Source organism: Achromobacter sp. T5-5, from assembly GCF_055397965.1.
Map to the genome: position 1 here is coordinate 4,067,178 of NZ_AP027919.1, position 24,204 is coordinate 4,091,381.

Genomic DNA, 24,204 nt, shown 5'->3' on the forward strand with positions numbered 1-24,204 from the left:
ATGCACATCCCCCCATCCGCCTTCGGCTCCCCCCGCTCCGCCCCACCTCGCGCGCGCTGGCTGCGCTACGCCTCGCCCGCGGTGTTTTACCCGCTGGCCGGCCGGATGATTCCGTTCCTTGCCGTGGGCGCCGCCCTGCTCGCGGCCGCCGGGCTGTACACGGGCCTCGTGGCCGCGCCCGTGGACAGCCAGCAGGGCGAGGTCTATCGCATCCTATTCATCCACGTGGCGGCGGCGTGGATGTCCATGTTCCTGTACCTGGTCATGGCGGGCTACGCCGCGCTGGGGCTCATCTTCAACACGCGGCTGTCGTTCATGATGATGCGCGCGTTGGCGCCCACCGGCGCGCTGTTCACGTTCCTGACCCTGTGGACGGGCGCGCTGTGGGGCAAGCCGACGTGGGGCGCATGGTGGGTGTGGGATGCGCGGCTGACGTCCGAGCTGATCCTGCTGTTCCTGTATCTGGGGTTCATGGCCCTGCAGGCCGCCACCGACGACACGCAGCGCGCGGACCGGGGCGGCGCGATCCTGCTGCTGGCGGGGGTGGTCAACGTACCCATCATCTACTTCTCGGTGCAGTGGTGGAGCACGCTGCATCAGGGCGCGTCCATCAGCCTGACTGCCGCGCCCAGCATGGCGCGGATCATGGTCACCGCCATGCTGCTGATGGTCGCCGCCTTCTGGCTGTACAGCGCGGCGGTGGCGCTGGCGCGCGTGCGCGGCATCATCCTGGAGCGCGAGCCCGGCGCCGTGCAGGCGGGCGGCGACATGGCAGCGGGACAGACCGGCCCGCGCGGCGCGCGCACGGAGGCGAAATGAGCTGGGAAACCCTGTTTTCGCTGCAAGGCCACGGCCCGTACATCCTGGGCGCCTACGGCGTCACCATCCTGCTGATGGGGTGGGAGGCGCTGTCGCTATGGCGGCGCGCGCGCCGCGCCCGGCGGCATCGGGACGAATCCGGCAGTCTCGCCGGCAGGACCCGTCCATGAGCCCGCGCAAGCGCCGCGCGCTCGCCGTCCTGGGCGGTCTCGCCCTGCTGGGACTGGCCACCGCGCTGGTGCTCAACGCCCTGCAATCCAATCTGGTGTTCTTCTTCAGCCCGACGCAGGTGGCGGCCCGCGAGGCGCCCAGCCTGGGGAGCTTTCGCGTGGGCGGCCTGGTTGAACAGGGTTCGCTGCGCCGCGAGGCCGACGGCCTGACCCTGCGCTTTGCCGTGACCGACACGGCCCACGCCGTGCCCGTCGCCTACCAGGGGCTGCTGCCCGACCTGTTCCGCGAAGGCAAGGGCGTGGTCGTGGCCGGCAAGATGGGCGGTGACGGCGTATTCCGCGCCACCGAGGTGCTGGCCAAGCACGACGAGAACTACATGCCGCCGGAAGCCGCCGCGGCGATCAAGCAGGCGGAGGCGCGATGATTCCCGAGATCGGTCTCTTCAGCCTGATCCTCGCGCTGCTGGTGGCGCTGGCGCAGGGCATCCTGCCGCTCATCGGCGCGGCCGCCGGCTGGCAGGCGGGGCTGCGCGTGGCGCGGCCTGCCGCCATGGGCCAGTTCGCCCTTACGGCGCTGGCCTTCGCCTGTCTGGCATGGTCCTTCGTGCACAACGACTTTTCCGTGCTGTACGTGGCCGCGAACTCGCACGCCGACCTGCCGCCCGCATACCGCTTCGCGGCAGTCTGGGGCGGGCACGAAGGGTCGCTCCTGCTGTGGCAGACCCTGCTGACGGCCTGGACGCTGGCCGTGGCGCTGTGCAGCCGGCGGCTGCCTCTGGCCTTCGCCGGCCGCGTGCTGGCGGTGATGGGCTGGATCAGCGTGGGCCTGCTGCTGTTCATGCTGTTCCTGTCCAACCCGTTCGAACGCCTGATTCCGCCCGCCATGGCGGGCCGCGACCTGAATCCGCTGCTGCAGGACCCGGGCATGATCGTGCATCCGCCCATGCTGTATATGGGCTATGTGGGCTTCTCGGTGGCGTTCGCCTTCGCCATCGCCGCGCTCCTGTCGGGCGAACTGGACGCGCTGTGGGCGCGCTGGGTGCGCCCCTGGACCCTGGCCGCGTGGACGTTCCTCACCATCGGCATCCTGCTGGGCAGCGCCTGGGCCTATTACGTCCTGGGCTGGGGCGGCTGGTGGTTCTGGGACCCGGTCGAAAACGCCTCCTTCATGCCCTGGCTGGCGGGCACGGCGCTGATCCATTCGCTCATCGTCACCGAGCGGCGCGGCGCGTTCCGAAGCTGGACGGTGCTGCTGGCCATCTGCACGTTCTCGCTCAGCATCCTGGGCACCTTCCTGGTGCGCTCAGGCGTGCTGACGTCGGTGCACGCCTTCGCGGTGGACCCGGGCCGGGGCCTGTACATCCTTGCCTTCATGACGGTGATCGTGGGCGGATCGCTTGCGCTGTATGCCTGGCGCGCGCCCTCGGTCGGGCTGGGCGGCGGCTTTTCGCTGCTGTCGCGCGAATCGCTGCTGCTGTCGAACAACGTGGTGCTGACGGTCGCGGCGGGCTCGGTGCTGCTGGGCACGCTGTATCCGGTCGTGCTGGACGTCCTGGCCTGGGGCAAGATCTCCATCGGCCCGCCCTATTTCGAAGCCGTGTTCGTGCCGCTGATGACGCCTGCCCTCTTCCTGATGGGCGTGGGCCCGGTCGCGCGCTGGAAGCAGGCCGAGATCCCCGACCTCGCCAGGCGGCTGAAGGCGGCGTTCGGGGTCAGCGTGCTGACGGCGGTGCTGGCGCCGCTGGCCATGCCCGGGCCGCCGCGCTTCGGATCGCCGATGATCGTGCTGGGCCTGTGGCTGGCCGCCTGGTCCATCGCCAGCGCCGCCGCGCACGCGTGGCAGCGCATTACGGATGGCGAAGGCGAGGTGCTGCGGCGGCTGGCGCGCCAGCCGCGCTCCTGGTACGGAATGCTGCTGGCGCACGCGGGCGTGGGCGTCTTCATCGCGGGCGTCACGCTGGCCAACGGCTACGAAGTCAAGCGCGAGCTGCGGCTGGAGGTGGGCGCGTCCCACGAAGCGGGCGGCTACGGCTTCACGTTCGCCGGCATCGGCCCGGCAGCCGGACCCAACTACAGCGCCCAACGCGCCGTCTTTCGCGTCACGCGCGACGGCGGGCCGGTGGTCACGCTGTATCCCGAAAAGCGCCTGTATACCGTGCAGGACATGGCGCTCAGCCAGGCCGACATCGACAGCGGCTTTTCGCGCGACCTCTTCGTGGCCCTGGGCGAACCGGTGGGCGAGAACGCCTGGACCGTGCGCATCCAGGTCAAGCCCTTCATGACCTGGATCTGGACGGGGTGCATCCTGATGGCGCTGGGCGGGCTGCTGGCGGCAGGCGACGGCCGCTACCGGCGTACGCAGCAGGCCGGCGCCGCCGTCCCGCAGGCCCGTGGCGCGGCTGCCGGGCGCGCCGCACGGGAGGGCTATTGATGCTGCGCTATCTGCTGCCGCTGGCCGCGTTCCTGGCGATGGCCGTGTTCCTGGCGATGGGCCTGTCGCGCGACCCGCGCGCGGTGCCGTCGGCGATGATCGACAAGCCCGCCCCCGCCATCGGGCTGCCCGACCTGCTGGAACCGGGCCGCACGCTGGACGTGGAGTCCCTGCGCGGCAAGGTCTGGCTGCTGAACGTGTGGGCGTCCTGGTGCGGTCCCTGCAAGGACGAGCTGCCCGTGCTGCGCGAGGCCGCGCAGCGCCACGGCATCGCGCTCTACGGACTGAACTACAAGGACAAGCCCGACGAGGCGCGCGCATGGCTGGCGCGCAACGGCAATCCGTACCTCGCGTCCGCCAGCGACGCCGACGGGCGGGTGGGCATCGAATATGGCGTCTACGGGGTGCCCGAGACCTTTGTGATCGACGGCGACGGCCGCATCCGCTACAAGCACCTGGGCCTCATCACGCCCGAGCTGTGGCGCACGCGCCTGCAACCCGTCATCGAGGCGCTGCAATGACCGCGCCACGTATCCTGCCCCACGCGCCACTGCTGCGCCTGCCGTCGGCCGCGTTGCTGATCGCCGTGGCGACCGCGCTGCTGGGCATGCTCCTGGCCCCGGCGGCCCTGCACGCCGAGCCCGCGCCTGTCCCTGTACTGTCCGCCGACCAGGAACAGCGGGCCGACCGGCTGGCGCACGGCCTGCGCTGCCTGGTCTGCCAGAACCAGACCCTGGCCGAATCCAATGCGCCGCTCGCGCTGGACATGCGCAGGCTCATCCGCGACCAGCTTGCCGAGGGCAAGACCGACGCGCAGATCATGCGCTTCTTCCAGGACCGCTATGGCGACTTCGTCCGCTACGACCCGCCCTTCAAGCCGGCCACCTGGCTGCTCTGGCTGGGCCCGTTCGCGCTGCTGGCGCTGGGCTTTCTGGTCCTGGCCCGCACGCTCAAGCGGCGCGCCGGCATGCGCGCGCCGCTGACCGCCGACGAACGCGAGCGCGCCGCCCGCTTCCTGGATTCCGGCTCATGACCACGCTGTGGCTCGTCGTCCTGGCCCTGCTGCTGGCCACGCTGTTCTGCCTGGTGCCCCCGCTGCTGCGCCGCCCGCCGGGTTCGGACGACGCCCCGGGCTTCCCCCCGGAGGACGCGTCGGACGCCGGCGTGCGAGCGTTCTATCTGGCCCAACGCGACCAGTTGCGTCGCGACCTGAACGACGGCGCCCTGACGCCGCAGGCGCACGCCCGTGCCGACGAGGAGCTGCAGCGCGAACTGCTGCAGGACCTCGCCCTGCGCAGCGGTCCCGGCGCGCGCCGGGGCGGACAGCGTGCGGGCATCGCCGCGGCCTGCCTGCTCACCGTGGCCGTCCCGGTCGCCGCCGTGCTGCTGTACGGACAGCTCGGCAATCCCCGCGCGGCGGCCATGTTCGCGCTGCCGCAAGCGGCCGAGCCGCACGCGGCGCAGGCGGGCAACGACATGGCGCTGGCCATCAACGCTTTGGCCCAGCGCCTGCGCGCCGCGCCCGACGATGTCGATGGCTGGTACATGCTGGCCCGCTCCTACGAGACGCTGGGCCGCTACAACGATGCGGTGGCCGCCTACCAGCAGGTGCTGCGGCGGGTGCCCGGCCAGCCTGCCGTGCTGGCCGACCTGGCCGACGCGCTGCTGTCGGCGCGGCAGGGTCGGCCCGACGAGGATTCCATCGCCGCCGTCGCGCAGGCGCTGGAGGCGGAACCCGACCAGCCCAAGGCGCTGGCGCTCGCCGGCATGATGGCGTTGCGGCGGGGCGACGCCGCCGAGGCCCTGACGCACTGGGAGCGGCTGCAAGCCCTGCTGCCGCCGGATTCCGAGGCCGCGCGCCAGATCCAGACCAATATCTCGCAGGCGCGTGCCATGGCATCGGCGCCGGGCGCGCCGGGGTCCCCCCCGGCGACCTCGCCCTCCGCTGCGCCAGCGGCCACCGCCGCCACCGCCACCACTGCCGCCACCACCGCCACCACGCCCGCCGCGCCCGCCCGCATCAGCGGCCAGGCCCGCATCGCCGAGGCGCTGCGCGGACAGGTCCGACCGGCCGACACCGTCTTCATCCTGGCGCGGCCGGTGGACGGCCCGCGCATGCCCGTCGCCATCCTGCGGATGCGCGTGGCCGACCTGCCGCGCGCCTTCGTGCTGGACGACACCACGGCGATGTCGCCGGACGCCACCTTGTCGAAGGCGGGCACCGTGCGGGTGGAGATCCGCGTCAGCGCGTCCGGCAACGCCGCCGCCCAGGCCGGCGACCTGAGCGGCGTGCTCAATGACGTGGCCACGCGCGCCGAAGGCCTGGAACTGGTGGCCGACACCGTCGTGCGCTAGCGGCCGCGCCATTGCCGGCGCCGGCCGCGCCGTGCGATCAGGCCCGCTCGATCCGCGCCGGCAGGCCCTGCCGCACCGCCGCGCCCGACACCCAGTCGATCCACACGTTGGCATGCGCGCCGCGCGTGGCGTCGGCAAAGCCCAGGTCGTTCAGGTTGACGCCCGCCCCCAGCGCCGGATCGTGCGGCATCGGCTTGCCGTCCACCACGTGCGCGCGGGCGCCCAGCTCGGTATGGCCGTAGCCATGCTCGATCCCCACCGCGCCCGGCTGCACGCCGTCTCGCAGCAGCGCCAGCCCCGTCACCGAACCGCCCGGCGTGACGATGCGCACCGCGTCGCCGTTGCGGATGCCCAGCCGTTCGCCGTCCTGCCGGTTGATCGACACCGGGTTGTGCGGATGCACCTGGCGCAGGCGGTTCACCCCGATCGACAAAGAGCTCATCAGGTTGGACTTGAACGAGCTCAGCAGGAAAGGCCAATCGTCGCGCGGATACTCGTCCCGCACGTCGCGCCCGTCCGCCAGCCGCGTGGGATACCAGGTCGGACAGCCGCTGTAGCGCTCGCCCGTCATCGCATGACGAAAGCCCGCCAGTTCCTCGCTCCACACATGCAGCGGCCTGGCGTAGGCGGCGCGCGTGCGGCGCCCCTGCCCTGCGTCCTGCGTCCACGCGTCATCCATCCGGTCAAAGCGACCTCCGCGGCTCATCAGCATGGCCACCTGCCGCCACTCGCCCGGCTTCAGCATGCTCTGCAGCAGCTCGCGATGGCGGTCCACGCCGGTCAGCGCCATGTCGTCGTCGCTGGCCTCGCCCACCGGGCGTCCCGCCGCGAACGCAATATTGGCCATGCCGCGCAGGAAGAAGTCCTCGGGCGTGTCCAGCGCATACTTGGCGCCTTCCTTGTCGGAGATGGCGCCCGCGCCAAAGCCCGGCATGCCCAGCCGCTTGGCGCAGGCGATGAGAAAGGTCTCCAGGCACACCGGCTCGCCGCTGGCCGTGCGCGCCACGCGCGGTTGCACGGCGGGCCAGCGCACAGTGGACGCCTTCGCCACCACGTCCGCCCAGGGCGCCGACACGCCCCAGCTTTCATAGGTGACCGTGTCCGGCACGATGTAATCGGCCAGCGCATTGGTCTCGTTGATGAAGGGGTTGATCGACACCGCCAGCGGCAGCACGGCCGGATCCTTCAACTTCTCCAGCGCCACCTGCTTGAACCCCGCAATGCCGTAGACCGGGTTGCTCATGTGGTTGAACCAGACCTTGGCGCGGTACGGGTAGCCCGCCAGCGCGGACGCCAGCATCTCGGAACTGAGCCCCCCGGTGGCCGGATACCAGGGCGCGGCCGCCGGATACGCCGGCTGGCCGGCCGCCTTCTTGCGCTTGAACTCGCTGGATTTCTCGTACGGAAAGCGATTGCGCGACAACGACACGCCCTTGGGCGTCGCCTTGTTGGCAAAGCCGGCGATGTTGTAGCGCGGCCCCGCGCCGTAAGGCGGGAACGGACCGGCGTCCAGCACCAGGCCGCCCTCCACGTTCAGGTTGCCCACCAGCGTGTTCAACATGGCGATGGCGTAGGCGGTGTAGAAGCCCGCGCCGCTCATGGTCCCGCCGTGCGCATCGGCCACCGCGCGCTTGCCATGGCTGGTAAAGCGCTCGGCCAGCGACGCGATCTTGGCTGCGGGGACGCCGCACAGCGCGGCGTATTCCTCCAGCGTCTTGCGGCGCGATTCCTCGCGCAGCAGCGTCAGCGACGAGCACACGCGCAGCGATTCGGGCGCGCCCGCCATGCCCGGGGCGGCGATGGCCTCGTCCACGAAAAGCGCCGCCGGCGTCGTGCCCGTGTGCGGCGCCAGCGTGCCGTCCGCCAGGCGCACGACGTACACGTCTTCCCATTTCTCGTCCGCGTCGACGGGGCGCGCCCAGCCCAGGTCCGCACCGCGCAGGAACGCGCCCTGCCGCGGATGGCCGGGTTCGGCCACCACCAGGTGCGTCGCATTGGTCCACGCCGCCTCGCCCGCCGCCTGCATGGCCTGCGGCCCCGGTTGCGCCAGCATGCGCGCGTCGAAACGTTCGTTGTCCAGAATCCAGCGGATCAGGCCCATGGCCAACGCCAGGTCGCTGGCCGGATTGACGGGCACCCATTCATTGCCCGACCCGGCCGACAGGCTGGACGAGGCCGGCAGCACCGGCGACACGACCACGTAGGTGAAACCGGATTCCTGCGGCCGCACGCGCGCTTCGGCCAGTTGCCGCGCCTGGCGCTGAAACGGATTGCCCGCCTGCGCCGGCGCGGCGCCGATGAACAGCCCGAAGCGCGCGTTGTCCCAGTCCGGCTTGCCGTGCGGCATGCCTTTCAGGTCGCCCAGCGCCGCGCCCGCGCCCACGCGGAAGCTCTGCCCGCAATAGGAACCGTGATTGCTGAAATTGACCGTGCCGAAGGACTGCCCGGCAAAGCGCTGGATCAGCGGCGTGCGCCCTTCGTTGGAAGCGTCGGTGAAAAGAAACTGGTTCACCTTCGCGCCGTACTCCGGATTGTCCGGGTCCAGCGGCGTCTCGCGGTCGAAGATGGCGCGCAGGCCATCGACATGGCCTTCGCCGAACAGGTCGCCGCCTTCGCAGACCTCCTGGACCAGTTGTTCGAAGGTGATGGTCTGCCACTTGCCCTCGCCCCGCTTGCCGACGCGCTTCATGGGCTGCAGCACGCGAAACGGGCTGTCCAATTGCTCCAGCATGGCCGAGCCGCGCGCGCACGAGGTGGCCCGCCCCTCCAGGCCGTTGTCGCCGCCCAACTGCGCGTAGACGTCGCGCACCGGCGTCTCCATGGCCGCGGGCCGCGTCGTGGCCAGCGGATGATACGGATTGCCAGCGACGCGCAGGATGCGATTCTGGGTCGTGTCGACCCGCAGGCGCACACCGCACTGCGTCCAGCAGCCCAGGCAGCTCGACGGGCTGACGATCTGGCCCGGTTGCGCGTCGAACGCGCCCGTCAGCGGATCGATGCGGAACTCCGGCGTGAGCGAGTTGCCCCGCACGGCATGCGCGGTCGGTACGCCGGCGCTGCCCTGCGACAGACCCTTGACCGCCTTCACGACGGTCTCGCCATACCCCGCGGCAAAGGCCGCCATGCCGCCGGCCACCATGCCGCCGCGCATCACCAGCTTGCGCCGGGCCTCATCGTGCGGCACGTCCGGGCCATCGTCCGCCGGGCGGCGCTTGTCGTCTTCGTGTTGCTTGTCCATTGCTTTCTTTTCCATGTTCTTGCGTATCGCCGCCCGTTCAGGCGGCCACGGCGCGGGCGCGGGCCGGAAGGATTTCCATGGCCCACGTCACGGCGGTGACCAGCGCCACGCACAGGCCCAGCACGCCCACCATGCCCAGCAGCCCGTCGCTGCCCCAGGGCATCTCGTACAGATACAGTCCCGCGCCGTACTTGGGCACGCCCTGCACGCTCATGAAGACGACCCAGCGGAAGATCCACGCCGCGCCCAGCATCGTCAGCGCCAGCGCGGCGGACGGCAGAGGCGCGGCCAGCGTGCGCGACGGACGCTGCAACAGCGCGACGATGCAGAACGCAGTGATCACCGCGCCGGCCAGGCTGAGACGCCAGACCGGGAACGCCGCGAACAACCGGAGCGCCGCGTCGAACGACGCATCCAGCCCCAGCATTCCCAGCACCGCCCAGGCGCCCGCCCCCAGCGCGATCATCGCCACCGCCGTCACGCTCAGCCTGCGCAGCGCGTCCACCGGCAGCGCCCGCAGTCCGCCCGGCAGCCAGCGGCCCACCAGGAACATCGCGCCCAGCGCGCCCAGCCACGCCGTCAGCGCAAAGTTCAGCGGCAGGAACACGGTGTGCCACAGCGGCCGCGAGCGCAGCACCATCACCTCGGCGCCCGTGTAGACCAGGATGGACAGGGCCGACAGCGCCAGCGCCGCCGCCACCACCCGCAGCCATCCCATCCGCCCCCACCACCAGACCGCGCAGAACAGCAGCGCCAGCGATACGAAGACCGGCAGCAGCAAGGCGCCCAGCCACATCCACGACCACGGCGTGATGTGCGCATAGAAGTGCCAGAAACGCCCGGGCTGATGCAGGTCGGCCAGAAGCGACACCGGCGCGGCGATGGCGCTGACCAGCAGCACCGTCACCGCCGCCGGCAACAGCCGGCGCGCGTCGGAATCCGGCCGGCCAAAGGACGCTAAGGCGGCGGTCAGCGCGGTGGTGGCGCTGATGCCGATCAGGAAGAAATACTGCACGGCCCAGGGCAGCCAGGCGGCGTCGTAGACCGGCGTGAGCAATTCGGAGATTTGCATGAGAGTCCTCGTCGATGGCTCAATGGCCGCCGGCCAGGCGCACGCCGGCCTGGCCGTCCACCTGGTGCACGAACGCGTCGGGCAGGCCGATGTAATAGACGTGGGGATCAGTCTTCATCTCGGGCTTGAGCACCTTGATATCGGCCTTGTGCTCGGCCAGCAGGCGCGAGATGGCGCTGTCGGGATCGTTCATGTCGCCGATCACACGCGCGCCGCCCACGCAGCTTTCCACGCAGGCCGGCAGCAGCCCGGCTTCCAGGCGGTGCTCGCAGAACGTGCACTTGTCCGCCGTCTGCGTCTCGTGATTGATGAAGCGCGCGTCGTAGGGACAGGCCTGCACGCAATAGCCGCAGCCCACGCAGCGCGCGTTGTCGACCAGCACGATGCCGTCTTCCCGCTGGAAGGTCGCCTGCACCGGACAGACCGGCACACAGGGCGGCTTGTCGCAGTGGTTGCACAGGCGCGGCAGCATGACCATCGAACACGGCCCGCCCGCATCGGGCGTGACCTCGTACTGCAGGACGGTGGTGCGGAACTGCCCGATGGGCGGCACGTTCTCCAGCGAACAGCTCACCGTACAGGACTGGCACCCGATGCATTTGCGCATGTCCACGACCATGCCGAAGCGCTTGCCGGCCATGCCTGGGCGGCGCGGCGGCTGGCCGTTCAAGCCGGGCGCCGCTTGCGCATGGATGGGAATGACGGTGGCGGCGGCGCCCAGGCCAAGCAGCCCTTTCAGGAAGCCACGCTTGCCCGGGAGAGGCGTTTCCGGGGGGCTCGTGGGGGTGTGCATCGTTAAACTCCGAAACATTTAGCTGTTACGGGAATTAACTTATCACTCGCAGTTATATAGAGCCTTGATATCTGTCAATTCGGGGACAGAGTGTGCCGGATCAGGGTGGACTGAACGCCTCGCGTCGGCGACGGCGGGACCGCCGGATCGCCGCCGTCAGGCTATCGGCAGGGTCAGTGCCGGCCGCCACGCCGCCAGTTTCTGCTCGAAGCTGGCCGCCGCATGCGCCGGACTCGTCGATGGCAATTCGATGCATTCCAGGTCCGCCCGCGCCAACGCCGGCAACACGTGGCGCCGGAACATCGCCGCGGCCTTGCCGCCGTTCAGGCAGACGCGGACGATGGACGGATGGCGGGCAAGGAACGCCGGGAAATCGTTCGGCACCAGCGTCTCGCGCCGGATATCCGCGTCCAGGCTGCCCGGCCGTTCGCAGGCTTGCAGGACATCCCAGAGCGCCACGCCCCGGGCCTGCAGCGCCCGCAGGCGGGCGTCGTACTCCAGGCCCGCGTCAAAACCGAGGATGCGCGCGGCCAGGGGCCAGAATGCGTTGCGCGGATGCGCGTAATACTGCCCTTGCCGCAGCGACGCCACGCCGGGCATCGATCCCAGCACCAGCACGCGCGCGCCCTGCCCCACCACCGGCGCAAACCCCCAAACCTGTTCCTCGCGCCGCGCGGCGGCGCCATTCCTCTGCTTGTCCATGCCGGGGAGCATACCGCCGAATCTCCGCCGCCCGCTGGGCCCGCCCCATCGTCCGACAAATGGAACAGTGCTTATCGCAAGCGGGGTCTACCGGAATCGGCGTTCCGCCCTTATCTTCCTTTCTATGACGAACGGCGCCGATGGCGCCGCGCAACAGGAAACCTCATCATGAAGAAGATCCTCGGCCTGCACGCCAGTCCCCGTCCCCACTGGGTGGGCGACGGCTTTCCGGTGCGCTCCCTGTTCTCGTACAACGACAAGGGCCGCGACACCAGCCCCTTCCTGCTGCTGGACTACGCCGGCCCCGCCGAATTCGGCCCGGCCAGCCAGCCCCGCGGCGTCGGCCAGCATCCCCATCGCGGCTTTGAAACGGTCACCATCGTCTACAGCGGCGAAGTCGAGCACCGCGACTCCACCGGCAACGGCGGCGTCATCGGCCCCGGCGACGTGCAATGGATGACGGCGGCCTCCGGCATCCTGCACGAGGAATTCCACTCCCATGCCTTCACCCGCACGGGCGGAAAGCTGGAAATGGTGCAGCTCTGGGTCAACCTGCCCGCCAAGGACAAAAAGGCGGCGCCGGGCTACCAGGGCATCCTCAGCACGGACATCCCCGTGGTGGCCCTGCCCGACGGCGCCGGCACGCTGCGCGTGATCGCAGGCGCCTACGCGGGCCAGACAGGCCCGGCGCGCACCTTCACGCCGATGGACGTGTGGGACGTAAAGCTGGCGGCTGGCAAGTCGGCCACCTTCCCCATCCCCGCGGGCCGCAACAGCATGCTCGTCATGCTGCGTGGAACGGTGCTGGTGAACGGCGAATCGGTCGCGCGCGACGCGCAACTGGCGCTGTTCTCGCGCGACGGCGAAGACATCACCGTCGAGGCCAACAACGACGCGGTGTTTTTGGTCCTGAGCGGAGAGCCGATCGATGAGCCGGTGGTGGGGTATGGGCCCTTCGTGATGAACTCGCAGGAGGAAATCGTGGAAGCGATCCAGGATTTCAATGCCGGGCGGTATGGGCAGATGCATTGAGGACGCCGAGGGTATGAAGAAAAAGCCGCGCGAATTGCGCGGTTTTCTCTGCCCACGGGGCGCAAACTGTCGCCTAAATCGGCCGAAGGCCATCTCGGACGCCTGCTTCCGACGAAATACGCGCTTCGCGATCATGGCACGCAGATCGAAAGGCGAGGCCATCGCCTGCCGAATTGTTTGGAGTCCACACGATGCATGAACGTCGCGACACTGGCCTGGCGAGGGTTATGCCGAACTAACAATCCGAACAAGTCATTCAAGCCGTGCGGCGCTATGACCTTTATCGACTCATCGCTTTCCAGATAAACCCCCACGCAGGTGGCGAATTCGGGCCACGTACCGAGCCCATCTTCCAACGAGGTGAGCGGGGGAACTGCCTGCCCTGATTCACCGACCAGCCACTCATGCACTTTTGCTTGATTCGTCACATCCCAGGCTATATGAGGGGCCAACAAGGAAAGCCGCTCTTGAAGTTCCGCCTCCTGGTCCAGACCCGCGTCCGCATCAAAATATGCGACATCCACGTCCGCCACTTTGGAAAGATCCTGAAAACCGTGCAACGCGTCCCATACCAAGGACCTGATGACGCCCGCGCCAATGCACCAAGATGACAGTCCGAGCGAGCGTACGGTACGCAGCAAGCCCATCAGTTGGCCAGACGCGGCCACCAAGTTGCAAAGTCGTTGTTCATTGCTTGTCTGCAGGTCTGTCACGATCTGTATTTGCACCGAGCCGCCGAAAACGGGATTGTGCGGCCCGCGAGCGGTTGGCGCAATTCGCGGCGCAGTCGTGTATGGCCGTATTGCGACACAGCGACCATCATCCACAACACCTCGATAATCGCGCCACCGTGGATCGACACCGATCTCATCAAAAAGAGCGGCGATCCGCGCGCTATGCCGCTGGAGGCCTTCATCGCCGAACCCATGAAAGGGCTGGCAACCGACGCGCCGGAAGTGTTCGTCGAGGCGATACGCGCCCTGCGCGATAACCCCGACAGCGGCGAACATGCGCTGGTCGATGGCTTCAACGCTGAGAACGCGGCCAATCCCATCCCCGTATAAAGCAAGCGGATCGAAGCGTCCGCGTTGGCGCGGACTGCATTTTCAGAAGTGCCCGGATTGGCCGCGCAGAGGCGGACAGCCGGAGACAGCCAGACCGGTAGCCCGCGGCGGCCGTCCGTGCCCGGCGACGCGTTTGACCTAGAATGCCGGCATCGCTTTCATGCGGCGCCGCCGCCAACGACGTTGTGCCTGTTCCTACGAAGACCGTTCCGCCGGGCCGCCGCCGCTCCCGGGTTTGCACAAGCGTCGCGCTGGCGCTGACGCTATCGATGACGCCTGCCGCCCAGGCGCAGCGGGCGGCCCCCGCATCAGCCTCTGTCCAGGCCACCCAACCGCCAGGCGGCGCCTTTGAACTGGAAGGCCAGCCGAATTCGAACCTTTACCGAATCAAGTACCGCGGCAAGCCGTACCGGCCGCTGAACGCATACCAGTTCATCCACGTCAGGGCGCTGGGCCCGACCCAGGGCGGCCAGCCGATGCTGCTGGCGGTGTCGAACGATTTCATGGGCGTGGGCACGATCCTGATCGCGGTGCAGAACGACACGCCCCTTGCGCGCGTCCTGAGTCCCACCGTCGATGTGCGCGACCCGGACATGGGCCTGGCGCAGCCCGGGCGTCAGGACCTGCTGCTGTTCACCGCGGGTTCGCGGGCCTTGGTGACGTCGACCGGGCAGGTGCTGTGGTTCGAGCACCTGCTGCCCAAGGAGTACCAGCGCTCCAGCCCGCTGCTGGTGTCCGTGTCGCCGGACAATCGCCATGGCGCCCTGCTGCTCGACAACGAGATCCGGCTCAGTGTGGCGGGCGAAGGCCCCTACGCCAGCGTCCCGTTCACCAGGGCGATGCAGCGCGAGGCCTTCAAGCCGGCGTGGGATCAGAGCCGTGCGCGTGCGCGCGCGGCGCTGGACGAAGGCAAGCACATTGACCAGCGCCGCCTCCACGACAACCTGAAGGCGGAATGGATCAACCGCAATTTCCGATGGCAACAAGGCAAGGACGGCTGGCAATTCATCGGCCAGGGCCTGAAGCCCGCCGCGCTTCCCCTGCAATCGAAGAAGGAGCAATGAGATGAGGCCGATTCCCGCGTTTCATTGCTGGCGCTGGCTGGCGCTCGGGTGCGCCGCCGCGCTTGCCGGCTGCGCAACCAACGCCGACATATATGAACGGCACGTTCGCGCCGAAGACGCCAACCCCGCGGACGTGGTGCTGACGCTGGACGTGGCGTTTGCTCAGGCGCCCGACTACGATCCTCAGACGATCGAGTACGGATCGAAGGTAAAGGTGGTGGAATACGCCGGCTATCCCAGCATCGACGTTCCGTTCTACCAGAAGGGCATGGGCCTGGACCTGGGCGTGCTGGGCGATCCGCGGACGTTGCTGGCCTTGCCGTATCCGTCGCCCACGACGCGGACCACGTCCGCGCAACTGAAGATCTTCGGCGAACGCCTGGACGCCACGCACTACCGGTTCGTCGTCTTGCCCCGGCCGGGGTGGACCAGCACGAATAGCTTCCAGGTGGAGTTCGCCATCAACGGCCGGCGCGAGGGCATGACGTTCGCCTACAGCACGAAGACAGTGTGCGAAAGCCGCTTCGACGTGACCACGCCGACGTACGGGTTCGGGATGTCGGTCGCGGCGAGCTTCCCGGGCGGCAAGCCCGGCTGCTTGAAGGCCTGCGACGCGCGGCCCGGCTACCCGGGGCATTGCGCCTTCTTTTCCGGCGTCGAATAAACCTGAATCGACCCACGCGTCGCGGGCCTTAGTCCGATATGCAGCGTTCCGGCCCGGCCGTAACGGCACGGCGCCGTTAACGCAGACAGGGGTTCAACTCTCCTCTTTCGTCGTGGCGATCCCCAATTCAGAGGCATACCCCGCCAGTTGCTCGCCAACGTGCTGTCTCAAGGCATCGATGAAGAGCTTGATTTTTGCATCGACGAATTGTCGCGACGGATACAGCGCATACACGTTGCGCTGGTTCGTGTAATACCCCGGCAAGACGCGCACCAGTGTGCCTCGGCGCAGATCCTCAATGGCGGAGAATCCCGCAAGCAGCCCGATACCGGCGCCATCGCGCAGCGCCGTCGCCATGGCGTCCATATCGTTCACGCCAAGATGCCCGCCCGATGGACGGTGGATAAACGCGCCGCCGTCGCCTTCCAGATGCCACTCGTCCGGCGCGTAGTCGACCGTGGTCAGCAAAATGCAATCGTGCCGGGCAAGGTCCTCGGGGGTGCGTACGGGGGGATGCCGCTCCAGGTACTCAGGCGACGCCGCCAGGATGCAGTGGCTGACGCCGATCTTCTGGCTGACGTAGGTGGAATCCGGCAAGGTGCGTGCGATCACGATGCCGACATCGAGCTGTTCTTCAAGCAGATTCGGCATGCGCTGCGACAGCAGCAGGTCCACCGAGACGTCGGGGTAGGTCTTTCTATACGCCAAGGCTGCGCGGGCGACCAGCGTGCGCCCCAGACCGGGTACGGCATGAACGCGCAATACCCCCCGGGGCGAGACCGTTGCGTGGCTCGCTTCGGCCTCCGCTTGCTCGACGTCGCCCAGGATCGCGATGCAGCGGTCATAGAAACGATGTCCCACATCGGTCACGACCAAACGGCGGGTGGAGCGCTGGATCAGCCGGGCATTCAGACCCTCTTCCAGCACCGTGACAGCACGCGAAATATTGCCGACCGTGGTGGAAAGATGGTTGGCCACGGCAGTGAAGCTGCCCATTTCCACCACTTTCGCAAAAACCGCCATGTTGTAAAGCTTGTCCATCGTGGGTCCGTGGTGGGTCCAGTGTGTTTGCTGCGACTTTTCCTCTGGCAGGGAAAGTCATTCTTCCGTACGGGGCTAAATCCGCGCGCCCCTCGCGCCTAGACTTCGTTCCATGGTCAGGCCCCTGATCCCGCGCTTGGCGAACGCAAGCGTGCTTCGTCCCGATGGCTATCTCCCCTTCCCTGCGGGTTGAGCCCATCTGGCGGAAATGGAGCCGGCTGGTATCGAACAATCTTATCGGAGTTTGCAACCATGAACGGCAATTATGATCCGCTTTACCTCTTCATCAACGGCGAATGGATAGGGGCGAGCGAACGCGACACGGCCAGCGTGGTCAATCCTGCCACGCGCAAGGAGCTGGGCCGGGTCCCCCTTGCGACGACGGCGGACATGGACCGCGCGCTGTCCGCGACGCAGCCGGCCTTTGACGTCTGGCGCAAGACGTTTCCCAACGAGCGTGCTCGCGTTCTCAATCGCGCCGCGGCATTGATGCGCGAACGCGCCGAGCACATTGCCACGCAGATGACGCTGGAAGAAGGAAAGCCCCTGGCTGAAAGCCGCGATGAAGTGCTGCGCGCCGCCGAGTACTTTGAATGGTTTGCCGAAGAAGCCAAGCGGATTGACGGCCGTGTCGTGCCCGCCAACCGCCCGGGGGTGCAGCAACTGGTCAAGCGGCAGGCGATCGGCCCGGTGGCCGCGTTCACACCCTGGAATTTCCCTGCGATCACGCCGGCGCGCAAACTTGCCGCCGCGCTGGCCGCCGGTTGCAGTGTCATCATCAAGCCCGGTGAGGAAAGCCCGGGCACCGCGCTGGCCCTGGCCCGCGCGCTGGACGATGCGGGTTTGCCCAAAGGGGTGCTGCAAGTGATATTTGGCGTCCCCGACGACGTGTCCCGGCACCTGATCGCATCGCCGGTGATCCGCAAGGTGACTTTCACGGGGTCCGTGCCCATCGGCCGGCTGCTGTCGGCGCGCGCCGCCGAAGGCGTAAAGCCCATCACGCTGGAACTGGGCGGGCATGGGCCGGTCCTGGTGTTTGACGATGCCGACGTCCAGCGCGCCGCGGTGGAGGGCGCTGCCAACCGCTTTCGCGGCACCGGCCAGGTCTGCATCTCGTCCACGCGCTTTCTGATCCAGCGCGGGGTCTATGACGAGTTCCGCGAACACTTCGTCAAGGCCGCCCGCGCGCTGAAGGTCGGAAACGGCCTTGATCCGGATACCCAGGTCGGCCCGTTGGCGAACCCGCGCCAGCTGGAAAAAATGCAGGCGTTGATTGCCGACGCGCTGGCCTGCGGCGGCAAGGTGTTGACGGGGGGCAAGCCCATCGAGGGCGAAGGCTATTTCTTCGAGCCGACGGTGCTGGCGGATGTGCCGATGCACGCCCGAATCATGCACGAAGAGCCGTTCGGGCCGATCGCGGTGCTGATGCCCTTCGATGCGCTGGCGGATGGCTTGCAGGAGGCCAATCGGTTGCCCTATGGCTTGTCGGCCTATGCGTTCACAACCAATGCCCGCACGGCGATCGACGTGGCCGACGGCCTGGAAGCCGGAATGATCGGCATCAACCAATACCGGATCGTCGCCACGGAGTTGCCCTTCGGCGGGATGAAGGAAAGCGGTCACGGTTCGGAGGGCGGCGTGGAAGGCATCGAGTACTACCTCACGCACAAATTCATCAGCCAGGCTTGAACCAGGAGCACATCATGTCGAATATCGATTTCAGCCGTCCCCGCGAAGCGGCGCGCGCCTTCACCCCGGCCCTGTCTGCCTTTGTCGACAACACGCTGTACCCCGATTTCTGGAACGATCCGGCGTTGGCGCCCCGAGACCGCAGCCTGATCACAGTGGCCGCCCTGATTGCCGCGGGGCATACCGACGAATTGCCCGCGCATCTGCGCCGAGCCGTTGGAAATGGGCTGACGCAGGCCGAACTGTCGGCCGTCATCACGCACCTGGCGTTCTACGTCGGATTTCCCGCCGCAATTACGGCCTCGGCGATTGCGCAAGCCACCTTGGCCGAGTCACATCACAACGACCTGAAGGATAAGAAATGAAAGCGATCGTTTTTGAACAGTTTGGCGAAGCCGATGTGCTCCAGGTGGCCGACGTGCCCCGGCCCGACATGCGTCCCGACGATCTGATCGTCCGTGTCCATGCCGCCGGCGTGAACCGCGCCGACCTCACCCACCGCCGCGGCGGCTACGGCCGCCCGAACTTCGGCGACTCGACCATCATGGGCCTGGAGATCGCGGGCGAAGTGCTGCAAGCCGGCAGCGCCGTGCGCGGCTTCAAGACCGGCGACCGCGTAATGGGCGTGGTGGGCGGCGGCGCGTACGCGGAAATCGCCAGATTGGACTGGCGCATGGCCTTGCCCATTCCCGAGGAACTGGACTACGTCCACGCCGCCGCGATCCCGGAAGTGTTCGTCACCGCACACGAAGCCATGCTGCATCTCGGCCGCCTGAAAGCGGGTGATTCCGTGCTGATCCACGCGGCGGCCGGCGGCGTGGGGTCGGCGGCGGTCCAGCTTGCCCGGGCAACGGGCGCCACCGTGTACGCCACGGCCGAGGCCGGCAAACTGGAGCAGGTCCTGCGGCTGGGCGCCGATCACGCAATCGACTACCGCACCCAGGACTTTTCGCAGGTCGTGGCCGAGCGGACCTCGAACCGTGGCGTGGACGTGGTGATCGACTTTATCGGCGCGCCCAACTTTACGCGCAACATCGCCTCGCTGGCCAACGGCGGGCGGCTGGTCCAGGTGGGTATCCTGGGCGGCGGCGGCCAGGTCAGTATTGCGTTGGAGGACATCCTGTACCGCCATCTGCAGATATTTGGCACGGTCATGAAGTCGCGGCCGCAGGCGGAAAAGCATGCGATGGTCCAGCGTTTTCGCGCGCACTGGCTGGACCGCTTCTCCAGCGGCGCTGGCCTGGTGCCTGTCGTGGACAGCACCTATCCGCTGGAACGCGCCTCGGACGCCCATCGCCGGATGGAATCGGCCCAGAACGTGGGAAAAATCATTCTGACGATGACCGCTTGACCTGGCGGCCTGGCCTCACGTCCGCATGCCGATCACGGCATGCGGACGCGGGCCACGCATCACCCCTTCGGGGCGGGCAATGCCTTGAGCAGCGCTTCGTTGAACCGCGTCGAATCCTGCACCTGCGGGGAATGGCCGAGGTCGGGCCAGACGACGAGGGTGGCATTGGGGATGGCTTTGGCGGCCTTGGGCGCCAGCGCGGCGTAGTTGCCCAGGCGCTTGGCCACTTCGGGTGGGGCGGCGTCCTTGCCGGGAGCCGTGTTGTCCTTTTCGCCGATGAGCAGCGTGGTGGGCACGGCGATCTGGCCGAATTCATGGACGACCGGCTGGGTATACAACATGTCGTAAGTGAGGGCCTGGTTCCAGGCGACGCGCTCGCGCCCTTCGCCCTGCAGCATGCCAGCGGCCATGAGAACCCACTTGTCGTAGTCGTCGCGCCATTGGCCGGCGTAGTAAGTGCCGAGCTGGTACTTCTTCATGCCGTCGAAGTTGGCTTTGAGCTCGCGCTGGTACCAGTCGTCGATGCTGCGGTACGGCACCCCTTCCTGTTTCCAGTCTTCGAGACCGATGGGGTTGACGAGCACCAGGGCTTCGGTTTGCGGGCCGTACATGAGCGCATAGCGCGCAGCCAGCATGCCGCCCATGGAGTGGCCGACGATGCTCGCGCGATCGATTTTCAAATGGTCGAGCAGCGCGTGCGTGTTGGCGGCCAGTTGGTGAAACGAAAACTGATAGGCCTGCGGCTTGTCGGATTTGCAAAAGCCGATCTGGTCGGGCACCACGACGCGATAGCCGGCCTGGCTCAGTGCGGCGATGCTGGTCTCCCAGGTGGCGCCGCAGAAGTTCTTGCCATGCATGAGCACAACGGTCTTGCCATTGGGCTTGGCGGCGGCCACGTCCATGTAGGCCATCGAGAGCTTCTGGCCCTGCGTGTCCAGCGAGAGGCGCTTGACCTCGTGCGGATACGCGAAACGCTCCAGATTGGGGCCGTAGTCAGGCACCTTGGGCGCGTCCGCCGCGATGGCGCTGCCCGCAAGCGCGACACCGGCGCAGAACGCAGCCAGCCGAAGAGGTTGTGATCGTGTCATGCGTGTGACTCCTGTTATGGCGCCGGCCCGCTGCCAGCGCTGTACAAGAGGGACAGCAAGAACGGGACCTGGGTTCCTTAGGGGTGTGCGCCGGCCAGTTCGATGTCGGCCACTGGCATGCCGTGAGACGCGGTTGCCAGCTCCACCCGGTTGCGCCCCGCGGCCTTTCCTGTATAGAGCGCGGAATCGGCCTGTCGAAGCGCCTCGTCCAGGCCCTGCGCGCCGTGAAAGCGGGATGACACACCGATCGTGACCGTGCAGCGCAGCGGTTCATCAATGCCCGCGACGTTGATCGGCTGGTCTTCGACGCTGGCACGCAACCGCTCGGCCAGTTGCATCACATCCGCGACATCCGCTTCCAGGATGATGGCGACAAATTCCTCTCCCCCAAACCGGCCTGTCAGGTCGCCGCGACGCACGGTGGCGCGCAGCAGATTGGCGACGTGGCGGATCACCTCGTCGCCCGCCTGGTGACCATGACTGTCATTGATCCGCTTGAAATGGTCGACGTCCAATTCCAGCAGATAGACGGGTGCGGCATTGCGGCCGTTGAAGTATTGGGTCAAGGCCTCGGAGAGTCCTCTGCGATTGAACAGGTCCGTCAGGGGATCGCGCGCCGCCATATTGCGCAGGCTGTCGGTCAGCCGGCGCAGGACGAGCCAGACAATGGAGGGCGGCACGATGGTGGCAAGGGTCGACATGTAGATGTAGAAAATCATCTGGAAGCGGCTGTCCATGTGCAGCGCGTCCAGGCCGCCGTCCACGATCTTCAGGAATTTCAATGCGTTCAGAACACAGATTCCGCCGATCAGCAACGCGAAAAAGATCATCTCGCCGAACAAGTCTCTGGCGAACGTGCGCCCGCCGTAGAGCACGGTGACGGTCATCGCAAAGAAAAGCAGCGTCGCCGACGCCGCAAGCATGGCGTAGCGCGCCTCCGGCCCGCTCTGCGCTTGAACACACCACTGGGCAACGCCATAAACCACGCAGAACACAATCAAAGGCCGCCATAACCGAACCTGATGCCCGAAGAACCGCATGGCGCCAAGCACGTAGGCAATGGGGGCCGCCAGCGTCAGGCAGTGATTGACGACGCTCATCGCACTCCAGGCGGGGCCGCCTTCAACCAGCTGCAGAATATAGGCCCCCGCCAGCAGCAGATTGCCCACGGCAAAGACATCCATCCCCATCCTGTTGCCAGGCAGGCGACGGCTGATAAGCAAAAACATGCCGGAAAAGCACAACAGGTGTGCGCACAGCATGCCGACTAGCGTGGAGGCAACCATGAGATGAACGTCGAGAGGGAGGCAGATTTCCAGTACCGGCACGATCAGGCCGTGCCAAGCGAAGCATTAACCGAGGAAATGTCAGCCAGGTCAAGGGGAGCTTTTGAATTGGCGAATGCTGGGTGCGCCGGACGTTATCCGGAAGAATTGTGCCGGAAGAATGTCGACGCCTTTCCGTCAGGACGGCCAGAAACATGCCAACCAACCTGCGTGCATCCGGCTCGGGTTTCCCGCAGTTGGGCCCAACACATTAATCTTGCCGTCGCCTCGACCGGAAGGTCGCCCATCGCATTCCCAAGCCGATCACGGCCGTTACCAACAGCATCGTAAGAACGGCCGCCCCAAGCACGACGGAATATTCCACGTCGGCAGCCTGTTCACAGCAACCGATTTCAACATTTCGCTCTACTTGCTCCCAGATCCAACGAGGGATGGGATTCCAGGCATCGGGGCTGCGAATCCAAACGTAGGCCAATGCCAGACTGGATAGGGTCAACCACACCAGCAGCGCCAGGCATTGCAGAAGTCGTCGCATTAATTCACTCCGCCACATCGGACATTTACGATTCCATAGGCCTTCAAACTGCTCCCCGCAATGGCAGTCCCGCCAGCTTCCAGGACCAGTCTACGCACCGCAGCGAAATCTGAAGCTCGCTCCAGCGTAATACAACCTTCGCTGATCCCTCGCGGCCCTCTGGGATGGAGGCGGAAACTGCCTCTTTCAACGTCGTTGCAGAAGACCCAATCATCAACTTTGCTATCGACGGCAAACAGTCCAAACCAGTCCCAGCGCCTGCCAATCCAAGTATTGAAGGTTCCTCTCAATCCACCGGTGGGCCTATCCACTATGTAGTACTTCCCCACAGGAATAGGACCAAGGTTTCGCAAGCAGGCGGATTCGCATCTATTGAAATGGCCTTCCCTTCCTGAAAAAGCGTCGACTGAAAGCCCCCGCCCCTTCAGCTTGCTCATCGGCTGGTTATTCAACACGAACTCCCATTCAATCATTTGTCGCTCCACGATAGTTTGTGGGGCGTTAGCTTGCCTGGCAGATGGCGCCGAAAATATCAGTGCCGTCCGAAAAGCCAACACTGCGTCATTCCGACGTACGCTGAGAAGTGTTATGGGCGTCCGTCACGCCCGCAGCCGCATTCACGCCATGAGGATCAAAATCATGCCCACCACCCTGCGCGCCCTGCGCTCCGACATTACAAAACTCCACGTCGACGCCATCGTCAACGCCGCCAACTCCTCGCTGCTAGGCGGCGGTGGCGTCGATGGCGCCATCCATCGCGCCGCGGGGCCGGATCTGGTGCATGAGTGCCGGCTGCTGGGGGGCTGCAAGACGGGCGATGCGAAGGTGACCGGCGCCTATCGGCTGTCGGCTCGCTACATCATTCATACCGTGGGGCCGGTCTGGAGAGGCGGCGACAGCGGGGAGCCGGCGTTGCTGGCAAGCTGCTATCGCCGGTGCATCGATCTGGCGCAAGACAGGGCGGTCGCCTCGATTGCCTTTCCCAGCATCAGCACGGGCATATATGGCTATCCCATCGATCTGGCGGCGCAGGTGGCGTTCAACACCATCCGCGAAAGCCTGTCGCGGGATTCGCCTGTGCAGGAGGTCATCTTTTGCTGTTTCTCGACCGAAGACCTGCTGCACTATGAGCGCCTGTTGAACGCCCCGCTTGCCTGACGCGTCCCTAGTCCAGGCGCCGCCACACGCTCGCCAGCCAGGGCTGCTGTTCGCGCGGCAGGCCGTCGGGCCGGTAGTAATGCTCAAGCTCCTCGAATCCGGCCGCTTCCATCAAGGCGCGCCAGCCGTCCAGGTCGTGATAGGCCCCATAGCGCCCACGATTCCATCCTTCCTGATTGCCGCCCCGGGGGTTGGAGCTGAACAGCACGCCGCGCGGCCGCAACGCCGCGCGCAGTTCGCGCAGCACGCGGGGAAGCTCCTGCCCGGGCACATGAAATAGCACGGCGTTGGCGAAGATCCCGTCGAACCGGGCCGCCGGAAGCTGGAGTTGCAGGAAGTCCTGCTCCCAGACCTCGCATCCGCTTGCCGCGCGCGCCATCTGCACGAACCGCGGCGTGCCGTCCACGCCCACGGGCCGATGCCCCATGGCCAGGAAGGTTTTCAGGTCGCGCCCCGGACCGCAGCCCAGGTCCAGGATGTCGTAGGGCGGCTGCCCTTCGATGTGCCGCAGCAAGGCCGCGATGTTCTGGCTGACATCGTGGTCCCGCGTGCCGGCTTCGAACGACTCGGCGTTCTCTTCGTAGTGGGCCAGCGTCAGGGAGGTAATCTTGGCGAGGTCTTCGGGGTCCAGGTGCATGGGGCGATTGTGCAT

24 protein-coding genes and 1 pseudogene are annotated in these 24,204 nt (G+C 67.0%); 15 read left to right on the forward strand and 10 right to left on the reverse strand.

Annotation, left to right across the window (positions count from 1 at the left end; translation table 11 throughout):
• The 7 genes from ccmC to ccmI are packed head-to-tail and all read left to right on the forward strand — an operon-like array spanning position 1 to position 5,775.
• The gene (ccmC, locus tag ACZ50Q_RS18460; protein ID WP_464079209.1) at positions 1–819 is read left to right on the forward strand and encodes a heme ABC transporter permease CcmC; all 819 of its coding nucleotides are present in this window, start codon (positions 1–3) and stop codon (positions 817–819) included.
• On the forward strand, positions 816–989 hold the full coding sequence (ccmD, locus tag ACZ50Q_RS18465) for a heme exporter protein CcmD (RefSeq protein WP_464079210.1): 174 nt from the start codon (positions 816–818) through the stop codon (positions 987–989). The genes ccmC and ccmD overlap by 4 nt, the downstream gene beginning before the upstream one ends.
• Positions 986–1,414: a cytochrome c maturation protein CcmE gene (gene ccmE / locus ACZ50Q_RS18470; RefSeq protein ID WP_464079211.1), complete on the forward strand. Its 429-nt coding sequence runs from the start codon at positions 986–988 to the stop codon at positions 1,412–1,414. Before ccmD ends, ccmE begins: the two co-directional genes overlap by 4 nt.
• Complete coding sequence (locus tag ACZ50Q_RS18475; RefSeq protein ID WP_464079212.1) at positions 1,411–3,420, forward strand: heme lyase CcmF/NrfE family subunit; 2,010 nt, start codon at positions 1,411–1,413, stop codon at positions 3,418–3,420. The genes ccmE and ACZ50Q_RS18475 overlap by 4 nt, the downstream gene beginning before the upstream one ends.
• The gene (locus ACZ50Q_RS18480) at positions 3,420–3,941 is read left to right on the forward strand and encodes a DsbE family thiol:disulfide interchange protein (RefSeq protein WP_076521535.1); all 522 of its coding nucleotides are present in this window, start codon (positions 3,420–3,422) and stop codon (positions 3,939–3,941) included. The genes ACZ50Q_RS18475 and ACZ50Q_RS18480 overlap by 1 nt, the downstream gene beginning before the upstream one ends.
• Before the next feature lie 59 nt (positions 3,942–4,000).
• The gene (locus tag ACZ50Q_RS18485) at positions 4,001–4,453 is read left to right on the forward strand and encodes a cytochrome c-type biogenesis protein (protein ID WP_464082012.1); all 453 of its coding nucleotides are present in this window, start codon (positions 4,001–4,003) and stop codon (positions 4,451–4,453) included.
• Positions 4,450–5,775, forward strand: a complete 1,326-nt coding sequence (gene ccmI, locus ACZ50Q_RS18490) for a c-type cytochrome biogenesis protein CcmI (RefSeq protein ID WP_464079213.1) — start codon at positions 4,450–4,452, stop codon at positions 5,773–5,775. Before ACZ50Q_RS18485 ends, ccmI begins: the two co-directional genes overlap by 4 nt.
• A gap of 37 nt (positions 5,776–5,812) precedes the next feature.
• On the opposite strand, the gene ACZ50Q_RS18495 is transcribed toward ccmI, so the two are convergent.
• From ACZ50Q_RS18495 to ACZ50Q_RS18510, 4 genes are all read right to left on the reverse strand, one after another.
• Positions 5,813–9,013: a molybdopterin dinucleotide binding domain-containing protein gene (locus ACZ50Q_RS18495; protein WP_464079214.1), complete on the reverse strand. Its 3,201-nt coding sequence runs from the start codon at positions 9,011–9,013 to the stop codon at positions 5,813–5,815.
• Between the two features lie 37 nt (positions 9,014–9,050).
• Entirely contained in the window at positions 9,051–10,085 is a 1,035-nt protein-coding gene (gene nrfD / locus ACZ50Q_RS18500) for an NrfD/PsrC family molybdoenzyme membrane anchor subunit (protein ID WP_464079215.1), read from the reverse strand.
• Between the two features lie 19 nt (positions 10,086–10,104).
• Complete coding sequence (gene dsrO, locus ACZ50Q_RS18505; protein ID WP_076521538.1) at positions 10,105–10,878, reverse strand: sulfate reduction electron transfer complex DsrMKJOP subunit DsrO; 774 nt, start codon at positions 10,876–10,878, stop codon at positions 10,105–10,107.
• Positions 10,879–11,034: 156 nt separating this feature from the next.
• Complete coding sequence (locus tag ACZ50Q_RS18510; protein ID WP_464079216.1) at positions 11,035–11,592, reverse strand: DNA-deoxyinosine glycosylase; 558 nt, start codon at positions 11,590–11,592, stop codon at positions 11,035–11,037.
• Positions 11,593–11,748: 156 nt separating this feature from the next.
• Here ACZ50Q_RS18510 and ACZ50Q_RS18515 point away from each other — a divergent pair, with 156 nt between their 5' ends.
• Positions 11,749–12,612 carry a pirin family protein gene (locus ACZ50Q_RS18515; protein WP_464079217.1) on the forward strand — a complete coding sequence of 288 codons (864 nt, stop codon included), beginning with the start codon at positions 11,749–11,751 and terminating at the stop codon, positions 12,610–12,612.
• A gap of 131 nt (positions 12,613–12,743) precedes the next feature.
• Here the strand turns inward: ACZ50Q_RS18515 and ACZ50Q_RS18520 are convergent, their stop codons facing one another.
• A complete protein-coding gene (locus tag ACZ50Q_RS18520) occupies positions 12,744–13,325 on the reverse strand; it encodes a nucleotidyltransferase family protein (protein ID WP_464079218.1) in 582 nt (193 codons plus the stop codon).
• Positions 13,326–13,451: 126 nt separating this feature from the next.
• On the opposite strand from ACZ50Q_RS18520, the pseudogene ACZ50Q_RS18525 reads away from it, so the two are divergent.
• The 3 genes and pseudogenes from ACZ50Q_RS18525 to ACZ50Q_RS18535 all read left to right on the forward strand — a co-directional run.
• A pseudogene (locus ACZ50Q_RS18525) lies at positions 13,452–13,676 on the forward strand (short-chain dehydrogenase); the annotation flags it as partial.
• Positions 13,677–13,945: 269 nt separating this feature from the next.
• On the forward strand, positions 13,946–14,740 hold the full coding sequence (locus ACZ50Q_RS18530) for a hypothetical protein (protein ID WP_464079219.1): 795 nt from the start codon (positions 13,946–13,948) through the stop codon (positions 14,738–14,740).
• Position 14,741: 1 nt separating this feature from the next.
• A complete protein-coding gene (locus ACZ50Q_RS18535) occupies positions 14,742–15,404 on the forward strand; it encodes a hypothetical protein (RefSeq protein WP_464079220.1) in 663 nt (220 codons plus the stop codon).
• Positions 15,405–15,497: 93 nt separating this feature from the next.
• Here ACZ50Q_RS18535 and ACZ50Q_RS18540 read toward each other — a convergent pair whose 3' ends face one another.
• Entirely contained in the window at positions 15,498–16,445 is a 948-nt protein-coding gene (locus ACZ50Q_RS18540; RefSeq protein ID WP_464079221.1) for a LysR family transcriptional regulator, read from the reverse strand.
• A 252-nt stretch (positions 16,446–16,697) separates the two neighbouring features.
• Here ACZ50Q_RS18540 and ACZ50Q_RS18545 point away from each other — a divergent pair, with 252 nt between their 5' ends.
• Genes ACZ50Q_RS18545 through ACZ50Q_RS18555 form a run of 3 tightly spaced genes read left to right on the forward strand, consistent with a single transcriptional unit; the run spans position 16,698 to position 19,485 of the window.
• A complete protein-coding gene (locus tag ACZ50Q_RS18545) occupies positions 16,698–18,134 on the forward strand; it encodes an NAD-dependent succinate-semialdehyde dehydrogenase (protein WP_464079222.1) in 1,437 nt (478 codons plus the stop codon).
• Between the two features lie 14 nt (positions 18,135–18,148).
• Positions 18,149–18,499: a carboxymuconolactone decarboxylase family protein gene (locus tag ACZ50Q_RS18550; RefSeq protein ID WP_464079223.1), complete on the forward strand. Its 351-nt coding sequence runs from the start codon at positions 18,149–18,151 to the stop codon at positions 18,497–18,499.
• Entirely contained in the window at positions 18,496–19,485 is a 990-nt protein-coding gene (locus tag ACZ50Q_RS18555) for an NAD(P)H-quinone oxidoreductase (protein WP_464079224.1), read from the forward strand. Before ACZ50Q_RS18550 ends, ACZ50Q_RS18555 begins: the two co-directional genes overlap by 4 nt.
• 59 nt (positions 19,486–19,544) lie before the next feature.
• Here ACZ50Q_RS18555 and ACZ50Q_RS18560 read toward each other — a convergent pair whose 3' ends face one another.
• From ACZ50Q_RS18560 to ACZ50Q_RS18570, 3 genes are all read right to left on the reverse strand, one after another.
• Positions 19,545–20,573, reverse strand: coding sequence for an alpha/beta fold hydrolase (locus tag ACZ50Q_RS18560; protein ID WP_092582579.1), 1,029 nt, complete (start codon positions 20,571–20,573; stop codon positions 19,545–19,547).
• Between the two features lie 77 nt (positions 20,574–20,650).
• Entirely contained in the window at positions 20,651–21,859 is a 1,209-nt protein-coding gene (locus ACZ50Q_RS18565) for a GGDEF domain-containing protein (RefSeq protein ID WP_464079225.1), read from the reverse strand.
• Between the two features lie 534 nt (positions 21,860–22,393).
• Positions 22,394–22,867, reverse strand: a complete 474-nt coding sequence (locus tag ACZ50Q_RS18570; protein WP_464079226.1) for a DUF2778 domain-containing protein — start codon at positions 22,865–22,867, stop codon at positions 22,394–22,396.
• Positions 22,868–23,033: 166 nt separating this feature from the next.
• Here ACZ50Q_RS18570 and ACZ50Q_RS18575 point away from each other — a divergent pair, with 166 nt between their 5' ends.
• A complete protein-coding gene (locus tag ACZ50Q_RS18575; RefSeq protein WP_464079227.1) occupies positions 23,034–23,552 on the forward strand; it encodes an O-acetyl-ADP-ribose deacetylase in 519 nt (172 codons plus the stop codon).
• Between the two features lie 7 nt (positions 23,553–23,559).
• On the opposite strand, the gene ACZ50Q_RS18580 is transcribed toward ACZ50Q_RS18575, so the two are convergent.
• The gene (locus ACZ50Q_RS18580) at positions 23,560–24,189 is read right to left on the reverse strand and encodes a class I SAM-dependent DNA methyltransferase (RefSeq protein ID WP_464082013.1); all 630 of its coding nucleotides are present in this window, start codon (positions 24,187–24,189) and stop codon (positions 23,560–23,562) included.
• Between the last annotated feature and the right edge of the window lie 15 nt (positions 24,190–24,204).

Excerpts from the sequence above, each read along its gene's own strand:
- ccmC (WP_464079209.1), top strand. The coding sequence starts at position 1 with ATGCACATCCCCCCATCCGCCTTCGGCTCCCCCCGCTCCGCCCCACCT.
- ccmD (WP_464079210.1), top strand. The coding sequence starts at position 816 with ATGAGCTGGGAAACCCTGTTTTCGCTGCAAGGCCACGGCCCGTACATC.
- ccmE (WP_464079211.1), top strand. The coding sequence starts at position 986 with ATGAGCCCGCGCAAGCGCCGCGCGCTCGCCGTCCTGGGCGGTCTCGCC.
- ACZ50Q_RS18475 (WP_464079212.1), top strand. The coding sequence starts at position 1,411 with ATGATTCCCGAGATCGGTCTCTTCAGCCTGATCCTCGCGCTGCTGGTG.
- ACZ50Q_RS18480 (WP_076521535.1), top strand. The coding sequence starts at position 3,420 with ATGCTGCGCTATCTGCTGCCGCTGGCCGCGTTCCTGGCGATGGCCGTG.
- ccmI (WP_464079213.1), top strand. The coding sequence starts at position 4,450 with ATGACCACGCTGTGGCTCGTCGTCCTGGCCCTGCTGCTGGCCACGCTG.
- ACZ50Q_RS18495 (WP_464079214.1), bottom strand. The coding sequence starts at position 9,013 with ATGGACAAGCAACACGAAGACGACAAGCGCCGCCCGGCGGACGATGGC.
- nrfD (WP_464079215.1), bottom strand. The coding sequence starts at position 10,085 with ATGCAAATCTCCGAATTGCTCACGCCGGTCTACGACGCCGCCTGGCTG.
- dsrO (WP_076521538.1), bottom strand. The coding sequence starts at position 10,878 with ATGCACACCCCCACGAGCCCCCCGGAAACGCCTCTCCCGGGCAAGCGT.
- ACZ50Q_RS18510 (WP_464079216.1), bottom strand. The coding sequence starts at position 11,592 with ATGCTCCCCGGCATGGACAAGCAGAGGAATGGCGCCGCCGCGCGGCGC.
- ACZ50Q_RS18515 (WP_464079217.1), top strand. The coding sequence starts at position 11,749 with ATGAAGAAGATCCTCGGCCTGCACGCCAGTCCCCGTCCCCACTGGGTG.
- ACZ50Q_RS18530 (WP_464079219.1), top strand. The coding sequence starts at position 13,946 with ATGACGCCTGCCGCCCAGGCGCAGCGGGCGGCCCCCGCATCAGCCTCT.
- ACZ50Q_RS18535 (WP_464079220.1), top strand. The coding sequence starts at position 14,742 with ATGAGGCCGATTCCCGCGTTTCATTGCTGGCGCTGGCTGGCGCTCGGG.
- ACZ50Q_RS18540 (WP_464079221.1), bottom strand. The coding sequence starts at position 16,445 with ATGGACAAGCTTTACAACATGGCGGTTTTTGCGAAAGTGGTGGAAATG.
- ACZ50Q_RS18545 (WP_464079222.1), top strand. The coding sequence starts at position 16,698 with ATGAACGGCAATTATGATCCGCTTTACCTCTTCATCAACGGCGAATGG.
- ACZ50Q_RS18550 (WP_464079223.1), top strand. The coding sequence starts at position 18,149 with ATGTCGAATATCGATTTCAGCCGTCCCCGCGAAGCGGCGCGCGCCTTC.
- ACZ50Q_RS18555 (WP_464079224.1), top strand. The coding sequence starts at position 18,496 with ATGAAAGCGATCGTTTTTGAACAGTTTGGCGAAGCCGATGTGCTCCAG.
- ACZ50Q_RS18560 (WP_092582579.1), bottom strand. The coding sequence starts at position 20,573 with ATGACACGATCACAACCTCTTCGGCTGGCTGCGTTCTGCGCCGGTGTC.
- ACZ50Q_RS18565 (WP_464079225.1), bottom strand. The coding sequence starts at position 21,859 with ATGGTTGCCTCCACGCTAGTCGGCATGCTGTGCGCACACCTGTTGTGC.
- ACZ50Q_RS18570 (WP_464079226.1), bottom strand. The coding sequence starts at position 22,867 with ATGATTGAATGGGAGTTCGTGTTGAATAACCAGCCGATGAGCAAGCTG.
- ACZ50Q_RS18575 (WP_464079227.1), top strand. The coding sequence starts at position 23,034 with ATGCCCACCACCCTGCGCGCCCTGCGCTCCGACATTACAAAACTCCAC.
- ACZ50Q_RS18580 (WP_464082013.1), bottom strand. The coding sequence starts at position 24,189 with ATGCACCTGGACCCCGAAGACCTCGCCAAGATTACCTCCCTGACGCTG.